The 12,533-nt window shown below is 62.2% G+C and carries 11 protein-coding genes; 6 read left to right on the plus strand and 5 right to left on the minus strand.

Annotation, left to right across the window (positions count from 1 at the left end; all coding sequences use genetic code 11):
• Nucleotides 1-60: 60 nt before the first annotated feature.
• Both D6Z43_RS20315 and D6Z43_RS28145 read left to right on the plus strand, forming a co-directional pair.
• Nucleotides 61-531, plus strand: coding sequence for a copper chaperone PCu(A)C (locus D6Z43_RS20315; RefSeq protein WP_120653863.1), 471 nt, complete (start codon nucleotides 61-63; stop codon nucleotides 529-531).
• Between the two features lie 285 nt (nucleotides 532-816).
• A complete protein-coding gene (locus D6Z43_RS28145) occupies nucleotides 817-2,217 on the plus strand; it encodes a mannan-binding lectin (RefSeq protein ID WP_218569225.1) in 1,401 nt (466 codons plus the stop codon).
• 1,248 nt (nucleotides 2,218-3,465) lie between these two features.
• On the opposite strand, the gene D6Z43_RS20325 is transcribed toward D6Z43_RS28145, so the two are convergent.
• The 4 genes from D6Z43_RS20325 to D6Z43_RS20340 form a co-directional block, all read right to left on the minus strand.
• Nucleotides 3,466-3,948: an acyl-CoA thioesterase gene (locus tag D6Z43_RS20325; RefSeq protein ID WP_120653864.1), complete on the minus strand. Its 483-nt coding sequence runs from the start codon at nucleotides 3,946-3,948 to the stop codon at nucleotides 3,466-3,468.
• A 106-nt stretch (nucleotides 3,949-4,054) separates the two neighbouring features.
• On the minus strand, nucleotides 4,055-4,849 hold the full coding sequence (locus tag D6Z43_RS20330; protein ID WP_120653865.1) for an ABC transporter substrate-binding protein: 795 nt from the start codon (nucleotides 4,847-4,849) through the stop codon (nucleotides 4,055-4,057).
• A 104-nt stretch (nucleotides 4,850-4,953) separates the two neighbouring features.
• Nucleotides 4,954-6,321 (minus strand): glutamine synthetase family protein, encoded by a 1,368-nt coding sequence (locus tag D6Z43_RS20335; RefSeq protein WP_120653866.1) that lies wholly within the window; start codon nucleotides 6,319-6,321, stop codon nucleotides 4,954-4,956.
• A 75-nt stretch (nucleotides 6,322-6,396) separates the two neighbouring features.
• On the minus strand, nucleotides 6,397-7,788 hold the full coding sequence (locus D6Z43_RS20340) for an aspartate aminotransferase family protein (RefSeq protein WP_120653867.1): 1,392 nt from the start codon (nucleotides 7,786-7,788) through the stop codon (nucleotides 6,397-6,399).
• Nucleotides 7,789-8,061: 273 nt separating this feature from the next.
• Between D6Z43_RS20340 and D6Z43_RS20345 the strand changes: the two genes are divergently transcribed.
• Both D6Z43_RS20345 and D6Z43_RS20350 read left to right on the plus strand, forming a co-directional pair.
• Nucleotides 8,062-8,724, plus strand: a complete 663-nt coding sequence (locus D6Z43_RS20345; protein WP_120653868.1) for a GntR family transcriptional regulator — start codon at nucleotides 8,062-8,064, stop codon at nucleotides 8,722-8,724.
• A 219-nt stretch (nucleotides 8,725-8,943) separates the two neighbouring features.
• Nucleotides 8,944-10,701, plus strand: coding sequence for a cation:proton antiporter (locus D6Z43_RS20350; RefSeq protein ID WP_120653869.1), 1,758 nt, complete (start codon nucleotides 8,944-8,946; stop codon nucleotides 10,699-10,701).
• A 135-nt stretch (nucleotides 10,702-10,836) separates the two neighbouring features.
• Here D6Z43_RS20350 and D6Z43_RS20355 read toward each other — a convergent pair whose 3' ends face one another.
• The gene (locus D6Z43_RS20355; protein ID WP_120653870.1) at nucleotides 10,837-11,244 is read right to left on the minus strand and encodes an SMI1/KNR4 family protein; all 408 of its coding nucleotides are present in this window, start codon (nucleotides 11,242-11,244) and stop codon (nucleotides 10,837-10,839) included.
• 142 nt (nucleotides 11,245-11,386) lie between these two features.
• Between D6Z43_RS20355 and D6Z43_RS20360 the strand changes: the two genes are divergently transcribed.
• Nucleotides 11,387-11,839 carry a GNAT family N-acetyltransferase gene (locus D6Z43_RS20360; protein ID WP_120653871.1) on the plus strand — a complete coding sequence of 151 codons (453 nt, stop codon included), beginning with the start codon at nucleotides 11,387-11,389 and terminating at the stop codon, nucleotides 11,837-11,839.
• A gap of 135 nt (nucleotides 11,840-11,974) precedes the next feature.
• Nucleotides 11,975-12,439, plus strand: a complete 465-nt coding sequence (locus tag D6Z43_RS20365; RefSeq protein ID WP_120653872.1) for an aminoacyl-tRNA deacylase — start codon at nucleotides 11,975-11,977, stop codon at nucleotides 12,437-12,439.
• The last annotated feature ends 94 nt before the right edge of the window (nucleotides 12,440-12,533 follow it).

A 12,533-nucleotide genomic window follows, 5' to 3' on the forward strand; every position in this document is an offset into this window, starting at 1 on the left:
GAGAGCAATCGGCGCCCGCCGGAGGTGGGCGCCAGTCAATCGAATGAACGGAGTTTCAACATGCGCAAGACCTTGCTGGCCCTGGGGGCCCTGCTGAGTTTCTCTGGCTCCCTGGCCGCCCATGAGTACAACCTTGGCTCGCTGCATATCGAACATCCATGGGCTCTGGCCGTGCCCGCGGTATCACCCAATGGCGCCGCCTACCTGGTTATCCACAACAAGGGCTCGGAGGCCGACAAGCTGCTCGGCGCCGATACCGCCCGTGCCGGCAAGACAGAGATTCACGAGCACCTGCACAAGGACGGCCTGATGAAGATGCAGCAGGTGCCGGACGGTCTCGATATCCCTGGCGGTGGCGAAGCGCGTCTCGAACAGGGCGGCTACCACTTGATGATGTTTGGCCTGAAGCAACCGCTGAATGATGGCGACAAGTTCCCCATGACCCTGCACTTCCAGAAGGCGGGCGACCTGGAAGTGGAAATCCACGTACAGAAGGAAGCACCGGCCGGTAACGCCGAGCACCAGCACTGATGCCTGCCCGCGGGGCCGTTCGGCCCCGCAACCTTTCCTGCCGGGTTATCCACAGATGCCGTTCGGCACCGTGGTTTGCCGGGCTGTGGTCACTCTTCTAGCCTGATTCCATCGCAAGGAGCACCCGCCGGCAGGACGCCAGCCCCCGCGCAAAGCGCGGCCTCGCATCAATCATCTGCCCTCCGCTGTTTCTTGGCGATGCACTGCATCGGGCCTGAGGCGCCGCGCATTTCGCCGCGCCTGGCTGGCCCGTGCCCTGATGAGCTGAACAAAAGGAGATGGATGATGAACACAGCAAGGACATTCCGTGTTGCCTGGTTGCTTTCGCTGGCGTTGCTCTGCGCAGGCCCGTTGCTGGTCGCCGGTTCGGCGCAGGCGGCGAGTCCCGCCTGCAGCGCCAGCCAGGACTGGATCACCAACCCTGCCCCACCCAGCGAGATACCTGAAGGCAGCAACGCAGATTTCTGCGACTTCTATCAGTTCGCCTGGCAATGGTTCTTCCAACTGGTGAGCCCGTCACAGAGCGATCCGAGCCTGCGCAACTTCCAGATCAACGCCAATTACCCGATCCTCCAGGCGACCGGCACCAATTCCTGTGATCCGGCCAATCAGTCCGAAGTGATGTTCGTGCGCCGCGACAAGCCCATCGCTGCCGGCACACCCTTCCAGATTCCGGAGCGCACCGGCCAGGCGGGTGGCGGCGACACCATCTTCGACCAGAACGGCAATGTGGTCTTCTACGAGATCCGCTTCAGCCAGAGCCTCTGCAACGTGGCGCAGATTCAGAGCGCGCCGAACTACCCAGCCGGTACCACCGAGATGAAAAGTGCCTGGCGGATCATCACCGATGCCGACAAACCGAATTACTTCTGGATAGAGGCAAACGTGGATGGGGTGCCCGGCAACGAGTTGCTGGGGCTGGTGGGGTTCCACATGGCGATCGCCACCGCGCTGCACCCGGAATTCATCTGGGCCACTTTCGAGCACCGCAGCAACGTGCCCGAATGCAGCAATCCGGGGACCGCTCCAGCGGAAGGATGGTCTTTCACCAGCCCGACCTGCGCTGTGGATAACCCTCCGTCTACCTGCAACATGAACCTGGCCGCGCCCAGCACCAGCCTTACCGGGACGCCCTCGGAAATCTGCCGGGTCTACCATGACGGGACCAACACCGCCGACCATGAAGCAGACACCAACATCGCCGATATCGACAGCCTGAACACGCAGATCCAGGGCTTCCTCTCGGCATTGGGCAGCGACAATCCCATGAGCGTCTGGCAGAACTACATGAATGTTGGTGCCCTCTGGGAAAACGACGTTACCCAGCCATCCTCCACGTTCTCCAACCAGCGCGGGTCCATGCGCCTGGCCAATTCTGTGATGGAAACAACCTTCCAGAACGTCGACCCGACGCAGCCCTTCATTTCCAACTGCTTCGGTTGCCACAACTTCAATGGCAGCGGAAACAGCAACACCATTCCCTGGGCCAGCTTGAGCCACATTTTCGACGACGTGATGCAGGGCCAATGTGCCACCCCGCAGGACGTGCAAGCCGGGCCCATCTGGAACAACAGCCAGGCCGCACAGACTTGCCCCAAGGTGTGCAACAGCAAGGGTGGCTGGAACGGCAATTGGAAGACAACCGAACCCGGCAACATGTCGGTCTGCGGCTGCTGCGGGGGATAAGTCCGCACCGGGGCGCGTGATCATTTACTGATCAGTTTCGTGCGAACCGCGTCAATCGTGGGATACAGCGGTGCCCGCACAGCTTATCCACAGACGGCTGCACAGATATTGTGTGTAGTCGTCTGTGTAAGTTATTGAAATTGCGCGAAAAACACTCAATCGACGGCAAGCCGCTCTGCGCCTGGGTTACGGCCATCCATGGACACCTTATGCACAGGACCATCCACGTGAATTGGGTACAAGCGTGGAAAACCTCTCACGGGGTTGTGGGTTACTTGGTGGCGCCATGGCGCTGTCCAGCATTGGCGCTGCCATGAAGGCACAGGTGGTCATGGAATGATCAGATGGCTGGAGCGCACACCACTACTGGCCTGCAGCGATGCCTGTACAGCTTATACACAGATGCCTGCACAGATATTGTGCGCAATGCCAAGCACAAGTAATTGAAATAGAACGAAAAATGTACAGAGATGGGAAAGCCGCGGTGCACCGGCTTCCTGGAAGTCGAACTACAGTTTATCCACAGATGAGTCCACGGGTTTTGGGTAAAAGCGCTGGCTCCCTGTGAACAGATCTCCGGCCCTCGCCACTTTCATGAAAGTTTGCCCGTCAGCCAAGGTCTCTTGGCGTGGTTTCGCGAATGAATTGGCTCCTGCAGGAGAGGTGATGCAATGCTTTATGCACAGAGGAGTCTTTACGGCTGCAGGTTGAACATAAAGTGATCATGTTGATGGAGGCCGCGTTGGCCGTGCCCTGCAGCATTGTCCGCACAAGCTATCCACAGATGGCTACACAGATATTGTGCGCAATGGTCGAGTTATCCCTATGAATTTGCTCGAAAAATGCCCAGGAAGTGGGAAGCTGCGTCAGTCTTGGGCTTCGTGCATCCATTGACATCTTATCCACAGAAGCGTCCACCGGATTTGGGGGAAAAAGGCTCTGCAATGGGCATCTCCGCAAAAGGGAGAAGGCGTACGCAGGGTGTTTTTCCGCGGGGCGCTGAACCTGGTCGGAAACTGGTCAATCCCCGGAAGTGCCCGGTTAGCGTGGGGTAGCAAAGTGTCCGAACAGCTTATCCACAGTCTGTTGCACAGTATCTGTGTGCAATGCACAGAGCAAGCGATTGAAAATGCTCAGAAAATAGCCTGATCGCGGTGAGGCGCGCGTGGTGTGGGGCCTGGAGGTTGGTCTACACCTTATCCACAGGCCCTTCCACTGATTTTGGGGAACAGAAGGAAAGGCGCGGCTTCAGATGCCTTCGCGCATTTCCCGGTAGCGCGCTTCGAGTTCCTGGCGAATCTGGCGGCGCTGCCTGGCCTGGGCGAAGCGGCGCTTCTCATCGGTGGTTTCCGGTTGCAGGGGGGGTACCTGCGCGGGACGTCGTTCGTCGTCCAGGGCCACCATGGTGAAGAAGCAGCTGTTTGTGTGGCGTACCGAGCGCTCGCGGATGTTCTCGGTGACCACCTTGATGCCTACTTCCATCGAGGTGTTGCCGGTGAAGTTCACCGAGGCGAGGAACGTGACCAGTTCGCCCACGTGGATAGGTTCGCGGAAGATCACCTGGTCCACCGAGAGGGTCACCACGTAACGACCGGCATAACGGCTGGCGCAGGCGTAGGCGACTTCATCGAGGTACTTGAGCAGGGTGCCGCCGTGGACGTTACCGGAGAAGTTGGCCATATCCGGGGTCATGAGGACGGTCATCGACAGTTGTGCGGTTCCGGGTTCCATGCTGGCCTCGTCAGTTTGGGGGCTGTCAGGGATAGACGCAGGCTGGCGCCGGGGCGCTACAGTCGGCGTCACGCATTTCCATGGACGCTTGTGGATAACCATCGACTCAGGGGGCTTCGCTCGTCTGATGGCAGGCTGGGCGTTCCTCCACCAGGTCGCTGGGGCCGCAGGCCAGGCCGTGCTGACGGCGTAGCTGCGCCAGTTCCTCGCTTTGCTCCATCAGGAACCGGTCGAAGGCTTCGAGGATCTCCGGGTGCTTCAGGCTGCTGGCGTGGAAGGCCGTCCGCTCCAGCGGCAACTGCGGGTCCAGCAGCAAACGGTCACTGCCAAGGTTGGTACTGGTTTCCAGGTAGTGGTGCAGCACTTCCGGATTGGCGTAGATGGCGTCGATGCGCAAGCGCAGCAGCATGCGCACAAGGCCGCCGATGTCGCCGGCCTCCACCAGTTGAACCTGACCATTGCCCAAGCGCTCCTGCCAGGCCTCTGGGGTAAAGCCGCGCACGGTGCCGAGACGGCGTACCGAATCGACGCCCCGCCCGAGGTGCTCGCGCAGCACCAGGGTGCCATCGATTATCCGAATCACCGGGCGGCTGTAGTGCAGGCGTGCATCGCCCTTGAGTTGGCGCGACCACTTGGGGTTGTCGGGGAACACCAGCATCAGCCGGTCTGTGGTCTGCAGGTTGCGGTGCAGGCGATTGATCGGCAGGGGTTCCAGTTCGAGGGCAAGGCCCTGGCTTATGGCGAAGCGTTGGAGAAGGGCGATGGCGTAGCCCTCGGCGGGCTGGCCTGGTATTGCACGGTAATAGGGAAGGTAGTCCTGGCTTTCCAGGCCGATGCGCAACGGCTCTGCCTGGCAGACGCCGATAGCCAGGAACAGCAGCGTGAGGATCGCAGCCTTCATCGAGCGGGCCAGAAAAGGTGGAGATGTTGTGAGCCTAGCAGCCGTACGGGGAGAACGTCAGCGCCCGGCGAGATTGCCGGGCGCTGCGCGCAGTCCGGTCACAATCAGGCGTGGGTCAGGTACCAGCGCCAGTCCTGTTCGCCGACTTCGCTGACGAACTGGCGGAACTCTTCCCACTTGATGGCGAGGAAGATCTTCAGGAAGTCCTCGCCCAGTGCGTCCTTGGCCCAGGCCGATTGTTCCAGGTTGCGCAGGGCGGTGAGCCAGTCCGTCGGCAGGGTTTCGCGTGCCTGCTCATAGCCGTTGCCAAGGATGGGCTCGCCCGGGTCGATCTGTTCGCGAATGCCCTTGTGGATGCCGGCGAGGATTGCCGCGGCCGCCAGATACGGGTTGGCGTCGGCGCCACAGATGCGGTGCTCGACGTGACGGCTCTTGGCGGGGCCGCCAGGTACGCGGAAAGACACGGTACGGTTGTTCACGCCCCAGCTTTTCGCCAGAGGCGCGTAGCTGTTGGCCTGGAAGCGGCGGTACGAGTTGGCGTTGGGACAGAAGATCGCCAGCGCGTCGTTAAGCGTGGCCATCATCCCGCCGATGGCGTGGCGCAGCAGCGGCGTACCGTGCGGGTCCTCGCTGGCCATCAGGTTGTTGCCCTGCTCATCGGCGAGGCTCACGTGCATGTGCAGACCGCTACCGGCAAGGTCGCCGAACGGCTTGGCCATGAAGCAGGCGACCAGCCCGTGCTTGTTGGCCACGCCTTTTACCAGGCGCTTGTAGCGAACGCCTTCATCGACCGCGCGCAGGGCGTCGAAACGGTGCTCGAGGGTCAGCTCCAGTTGGCCAGGGGCGTACTCTGAGATGGCGGTGCGAACCGGCAGGCCCTGGGCCTCGCAGGCCGCGTAGAGGTCGTCGAGGAAAGGCTGCAGTTGTTCCAGCTCATAAACGCCGTAGACCTGCGGCGCCTGCGGGCGCACGCCGTTCCCCTGCAGGGCTGGCTGTGGACGACCGTTGGCATCGCGCTGCTTGTCCAGCAAGTAGAACTCCAGCTCGACTGCCATCACCGGGTGATAGCCGTCGGCCTTGAGGCGTTCGATGGTGCGTGCCAGCACATGGCGCGGGTCGCCGGGGCTGGCCGGCAGGCCCTGGGTCGGGTGCATGCTTACCTGCACCTGGGCAGTGGGTGTGGCGCGCCAGGGCTGCATTGCCAGCGAACCGGGTATCGGGTAGGTCCAGCAGTCGGCGTCGGCGACTTCCCAGACCAGGCCGCTGGCCTCGACATCCTCGCCCTGGATGGTCAGCGAGAGAATGGAGCTGGGCAACGGGCGGCCGTTCTCGAAGATCGCCAGCAGTTCTTCACGGTGCAGCAGCTTGCCGCGCGGGATGCCGTTGGCGTCGAACAGCATCAGTTCGATGCTGCGTACTTCCGGATGTTGTTCAAGGAAGTCGCGGGCTTCCTGGGGATCGGCGAATTTCATGATCGTTCTCTTGGGTAGGGTGCGCCGTGCGCACCTTTCATTCGGGTTATCGGTGCGCGGGGCGCACCCTGCGGATCATTCGCGGGCGCCGGGGATGGCCAGCAGTTCGCCTATGGCTTCGTCCAGGGTCGCGATGAGCTGGTCCACGTCGGCGGCGGTGGTGGACGGGCAGCACAGCGTCATGTTGTGGAAAGGCGTGATCAGGATGCCGCGGTTGATCAGGTAGAGGTGCAGCGCCATCTGCAGCTCATCGTGGAACGCGGCTTCGGCTTCGGCGCCGGTGCGCGGGGATACCGAGCAGAACTGGAACTCGCTGCGCGCGCCCAGCTCGGTCACCGACCACTTCAGCTCGTGCTTGGCGATCAGGCTGCGGAAGCCATCGGCCAGCCGCTTGGCCAGCGGCAACATGTGGTCATAGGCGGCCTGGGTCATTACCTGTTCGAGGTTGGCGCGCATGCAGTGCATGGCCAGGGCGTTGGCCGAGAGGGTAGTGCCCATGCCGCTATGGCCGTGGCCATGGCTGTCTTCCTGGGCTTTCTTGCGCGAGGCGAGCATCCGCTCTGCCATGTCCGCGCTGCAGCCGAAGATGCCGCAAGGCACACCGCCGGCGATCGGCTTGCCGACCACGAAGAAGTCCGGATCGAGGTTCCACAGCTGGGTGCAGCCGCCGATGTTGGTGGAGATGGTGTGGGTTTCGTCGATGATCAGCAGGCTGCCGTACTTGCGTGTCAGTTCCCGGCACTTCTGCATGAAGCCCGGGTCGGGCAGGACCATGCCGATGTTGGTCATGGCCGGCTCGCAGAGCAGGGCGCAAACGTCGCCCTTCGCCAGCGCGGCTTCCAGTGCCTCGACATCGTTGAAGGGAATGGAGCGGCTGTACTGGGTCAGGTCGTAGGCCTGGCCGACCAGGCCGGAGCGGGGCACGGTTTCGCCATCGCGGTAGCGCACCATCACATCATCCACGGTGCCGTGATAGCAGCCGTCGAACACCAGCAGGGTCTTGCGCTCGGTGATGGCCCGGGCCCAGCGCAGCACGTAGCGGTTGGAGTCGGTGGCGGTGGCGGTCACCTGCCAATAGGGCAGGCCAAAGCGCTGGGCCAGCAGTTCGCCGCAGACCACGGCGTCCTCGCCCGGCAGCATGGTGGTCAGGCCGTTGTTGGCCTGCTCGGCGATGGCCTTGGCGATCGGGTCCGGCGAGTGACCGAACATGGTGCCGGTGTCGCCCAGGCAGAAGTCGATGTATTCGTGGCCGTCGACGTCATAGAAGCGGGCGCCCTTCGCGCGTTCGACGAACAACGGGCAAGGTGTGGACCAGTCGGCCATCCAGTGCATCGGCACGCCGGCATACAGAGACTTGTGCGCGCGTTCGGCGAGGGCGACGGATTTCGGGTTGCGCTCGAGGAAACGGGCGCGCTCGCGGGCGGCGAAGGTTTCCACAGCGGCTTGGCTGATTCCACTGGTAGTCATGTTGAACACCTCGTTCGAATTTCTGCACATCGTGTTTTGTGATCACAATTCTGTCAAGACTTGCTATAAGAAGCCCTGAAATTTAACGTTCAACCATATTTGTGATCACAGGACCGAGCGAAAGACTAGATGGAAAGCGTCCACTGGTCTGGCAACGAACCTTGATCAGCCCCACCAATCCCTCCAAACAGAAGGCGACCATAACGATGCGTAACTGCAGCCTGACCCTGAACCAACTGCCGGCGCCGCCGGCCATTGCGTGGTGACAAGCCCATGGCCGAGAACCTGCAGGAACTGCTTTACCAACGACTACGCGAGGGCCTGCTGGCAGGCCAGTTCAAACCCGGCGAGCGCCTGAAGATCCGCGATCTCGCCGCTGCCTGGGGCACCAGCCCGATGCCCGTACGCGCCGCCTTGCAGCGCCTGGTGGCTGAAGGCGCCCTCGAGGGCGAGCCACAGCGCTCGGTGCGCGTGCCGCCCATGACCCGGGAACGCTTCAAGCAGATCTTCCAGGTGCGTATGGCACTGGAAGGCATGGCCGTGGAAACGGCCGCCGCGCGATTGACCGCCGAGGAGCTGGAAATCCTGCGGGCCTGCATGGAGCGCATGGATATCGCCATCGAGCAGCGAGATGTGCAGGGCTACCTGACCGATAACAGCCAATTCCATCGGGTTCTTTACGGTGCCTGTGGCAATCCGGTCCTGCTACGTACCATCGAAACCCTCTGGCTGCAGGTCGGACCTTTCTTCAACCGACTGTTCACCGAGGCGGACCTGTCATTACGTCTGAACGACTTCCACGAGGACGCCTTCAAGGCGCTGCTGGAAGGCGACGGCAAGGCCGCGCGTTTTGCCATCGAGCAGGACCTTTCCTACTTCGGCCAATTCCTTCTTAACCTGCTGGAACTGGACTTCGCACAGGCCCGCAGCGGCTGATCCGGTGTTCTGCGGGAGCGGGTCAGCCCTGCTCCCGTAGGATGCTTCAGGCAAGTGTTACGGCATATTGCTCTGACCTGGCGAGACATGTCGCAGTGATAGTCTGCGTGCGTTCCTTGCATCAACTTCCCTAATTCCTACATGGCTCCGCTGGAGCCGAGCGAGTTGCCCGCGCGCGGGATCGCTGTGCCGCGCATTGCAGAAAAGGAGTCGGCCGCCATGCATGCCATTGCTTTCATCCAGGATCTTGCCGTGATCATGCTGGTCGCGGGCATGGTGACCATCCTTTTCCACCGCTTCAAACAGCCAGTGGTGCTGGGCTACATCGTCGCTGGCTTCATCATCGGGCCGCACACGCCGCCCTTCGAGCTGATCCATGACGAGGAAACCATCAAGACCCTCGCCGAGCTCGGGGTGATCTTCCTGATGTTCTGCCTGGGGCTCGAATTCAGCCTCGCCAAGTTGTTCAAGGTCGGTGCCACGGCCTTCATCGCCGCCTTCCTGGAAATCGTGCTGATGATCTGGATCGGCTACGAGATCGGCAGCTATTTCGGCTGGAGCACCATGGACTCGCTGTTCCTCGGCGCGATCCTGGCCATCTCGTCTACCACCATCATCGTCAAGGCGCTCAGCGACCTGAAGTTGAAGAACGAGCGCTTCGCCCAGCTCATCTTCGGGGTGCTGATCGTCGAAGACATCCTGGGTATCGGCATCATCGCGCTGCTTTCAGGTATCGCGGTGAGCGGCTCGGTGGAAACCGGCGACGTGTTCGCCACCGTCGGCAAGCTCAGCCTGTTCATGATCGTCGCGCTGGTCATCGGCATCCTGCTGGTGCCGCGTCTGCTCGCCTACGTGGCGAAGTTCGAGAGCAACGAGATGCTGCTGGTGACCGTGCTCGGCCTGTGCTTCGGCTTCTGCCTGCTGGTGGTGAAGCTCGAATACAGCATGGTGCTGGGCGCCTTCCTGATCGGCGCGATCATGGCCGACTCGCGCCAGCTGGTGCAGATCGAGCGGCTGATCGAGCCGGTTCGCGACATGTTCAGCGCGATCTTCTTTGTCGCTATCGGCCTGCTGATCGATCCCAAGGTGCTGGTCGAGTACGCCTGGCCCATCGTCGTCATCACCCTGGCGGTGGTGCTGGGCAAGATGATCTCCTGCGGCCTCGGCGCTTTCATCGCCGGCAATGACGGCCGCACCTCGCTACGGGTCGGCATGGGCCTGTCGCAGATCGGTGAGTTCTCTTTCATCATCGCCGCGCTTGGCATCACCTTGCAGGTCACCAGCGACTTCCTCTATCCGGTAGCGGTGGCCGTGTCGGCCATCACCACCCTGCTGACGCCTTACCTCATCCGCGCCGCCGACCCGCTCTCGATCAAGCTGGCCAAGGTGATGCCGCAGCCCCTGGTGCGTGTCTTCGGCCTGTACGGCGAGTGGCTGCGCAGCATTCAGCCTCAAGGTCAGAGTGCGGTGCTGGCGGGGATGATCCGCAAGATCCTGCTGCAGGTAATGGTCAACCTGGCCCTGGTGGTGGCCATCTTCCTTGGCAGCGCCTACTTCGCCGGAGCGCTCGCCGAATACCTGAGCGACTGGGTGACCTCGCCCAATCAGCAGAAGGCGCTGATCTGGGGTGGCGCGCTGCTGCTCTCGCTGCCCTTCCTGATCGCCGCCTACCGCAAGCTCAAGGCGCTTTCCATGCTGCTGGCGGAAATGGGGGTGAGCCCGGACAAGGCCGGGCGCCACACCGAGCGGGTGCGCAAGGTGATCGCCGAAGTGATCCCGCTGCTCTCGCTGCTGGTCATCATGCTGCTGCTGATGGCGCTGTCGGCGAGCATTCTGCCGACGCTGGAGTTGCTGGTGCTTATCGGCCTGCTGGCGGCAGGTGTCAGCGCGCTGCTCTGGCACTGGTTGATCCGTGTGCACTCACGGATGCAGATTGCCTTGATGGAGACGCTGGAACAGAACCAGAACCACCGCTGACGGGCGGCACAGCCCGCGCATTCGACGCCGATCGTAGCGTGCGCTGCAGGCGCCGCGTGCGGAGTAGGTGGCTGGTGCGCATGGCGCACCCTACAGACTGAGCCCATCTTCAACGCCGCTGTTCCGACGCGGGAATCAGCTGGCCAGCCAGACGTCCCGTGCCCAGTGCCAGACGGAGTCCCAGCTCTCGTCGGTGAGTTCGCCCTCGTCGCCGTCCCACAGGACGACTTCGCCTTCGCCGTCGACCAGGTAGTAGTTGCGGCCATCCTGGCAGAGGGGCACCAGATCGCGCGGTACGCCCAGGTCCCAGGCGACGGCGGCGACTTCCGGCAGGTAGGTGTGGGATTGCGGGTCGGTGGCGGTCACCGGTTCCAGGCGGCCATAGACCACATCGCTGACCTTGAGCAGGAACTCGCGCAATTCGAAGGGCAGGTTGATCAGCAGCTGCTCCTCGATCTCCACCAGCAACTCCTCGTCAGGAAGCTCCAGGGGAACCGGCACCGGCTCGTTGAGTTCACGCAGCTGTTCGATGACTTCTTCCATGGCAAAAGGCCCTCATGCATTGGGATGCGCTTTATACAGTAGCCGGATGGACGGGAAAATCGCGGGTTCAATGGACGAAGGTTTTCACCAGACAGCACGGCCAGCCCACCTTATCCTCGACTTTTTTGCCAAGGAGCCTGTCATGGCGATCACCTGGACCTGCAAACATCACAGCGAGCTCGATTCCCACGAGGTCTACGCGTTCCTGGCGCTGCGCTGCCAGGTGTTCGTGGTGGAGCAGAAATGCCCCTACCTGGATGTCGATGGCCAGGACCTGGAAGCCGATACCTGCCATGTGATGGCCTGGGAAGACGACAAACTGCTGGCGTACCTGCGCCTGCTGGACCCATCGACCCAGGGCGGCGACGTGGTGATCGGACGCGTGGTGAGCGCCGCCGAAGCACGTGGTCGCGGCCTCGGGCACGGACTGATGGAGCGTGCCCTGATCGAGGCCGGCAAGCGCTGGCCGGGCATGCCGGTGTATCTCTCGGCCCAGGCGCACCTGCAGGGTTACTACGGCCGCTACGGTTTCTCTGCGGTGACCGAGGTTTACCTGGATGACGGCATTCCTCACGTTGGAATGCGCCGCGCTTAGGCCCAACACTGCTTTGCAGTGCCGGGCTCAGCACCAACCGCTTTATCCCGGCCGGAATGTGCTGGCTAAACTTTGTGCACCATCCGGCTGCCCCGGGCAGCCGCCAACACCCTGGCTTTCCACAGGAGGTGCATCATGCGAATGGCCGCAACCCTGCAGCGCAGCCTGGAACGTACCCATACCCAGTTCGATCTGGTGCCGCACCCTCACTCGGCCACCAGCCTGGAGTCGGCGCGCGTCGCCAATATTCCCGCCGAGCGTCTGGCCAAGCCGGTGATCCTGGACGATCGCCAAGGCAATTTCCTCATGGCGGTCGTTCCCTCCAGCCGCCACCTGGACATGGGCAAGGTGCGCAAGGACTCGAGGATCTGGCAACTCACCCACGAAGCCGACCTGGCCCGCCTGTTCAAGGACTGCGAACTCGGTGCCGTGCCGGCACTCGGTGAACCCTATGGCATGAACATGCTGGTGGACCCGCAGTTGACGCGGCAGAAGGACATCTACCTGGAGGCCGGCGACCACGAAAACCTGGTGCATATGCGCATGGATGATTACCTGAAACTGGTGCCACATGCGGAAGTCTGCGAGCTCTGCCACTAGGGCCCGTGATTTGCTCGCGAAATCATGAAGAAGGTCCGGGGCGTCAGACCGCCCATTCCGCCGCCCTTCTGGTTCCGCCGCTCCCTCGCGCGGC

The organism is Pseudomonas sp. DY-1, from assembly GCF_003626975.1.
GTDB lineage: Bacteria > Pseudomonadota > Gammaproteobacteria > Pseudomonadales > Pseudomonadaceae > Metapseudomonas.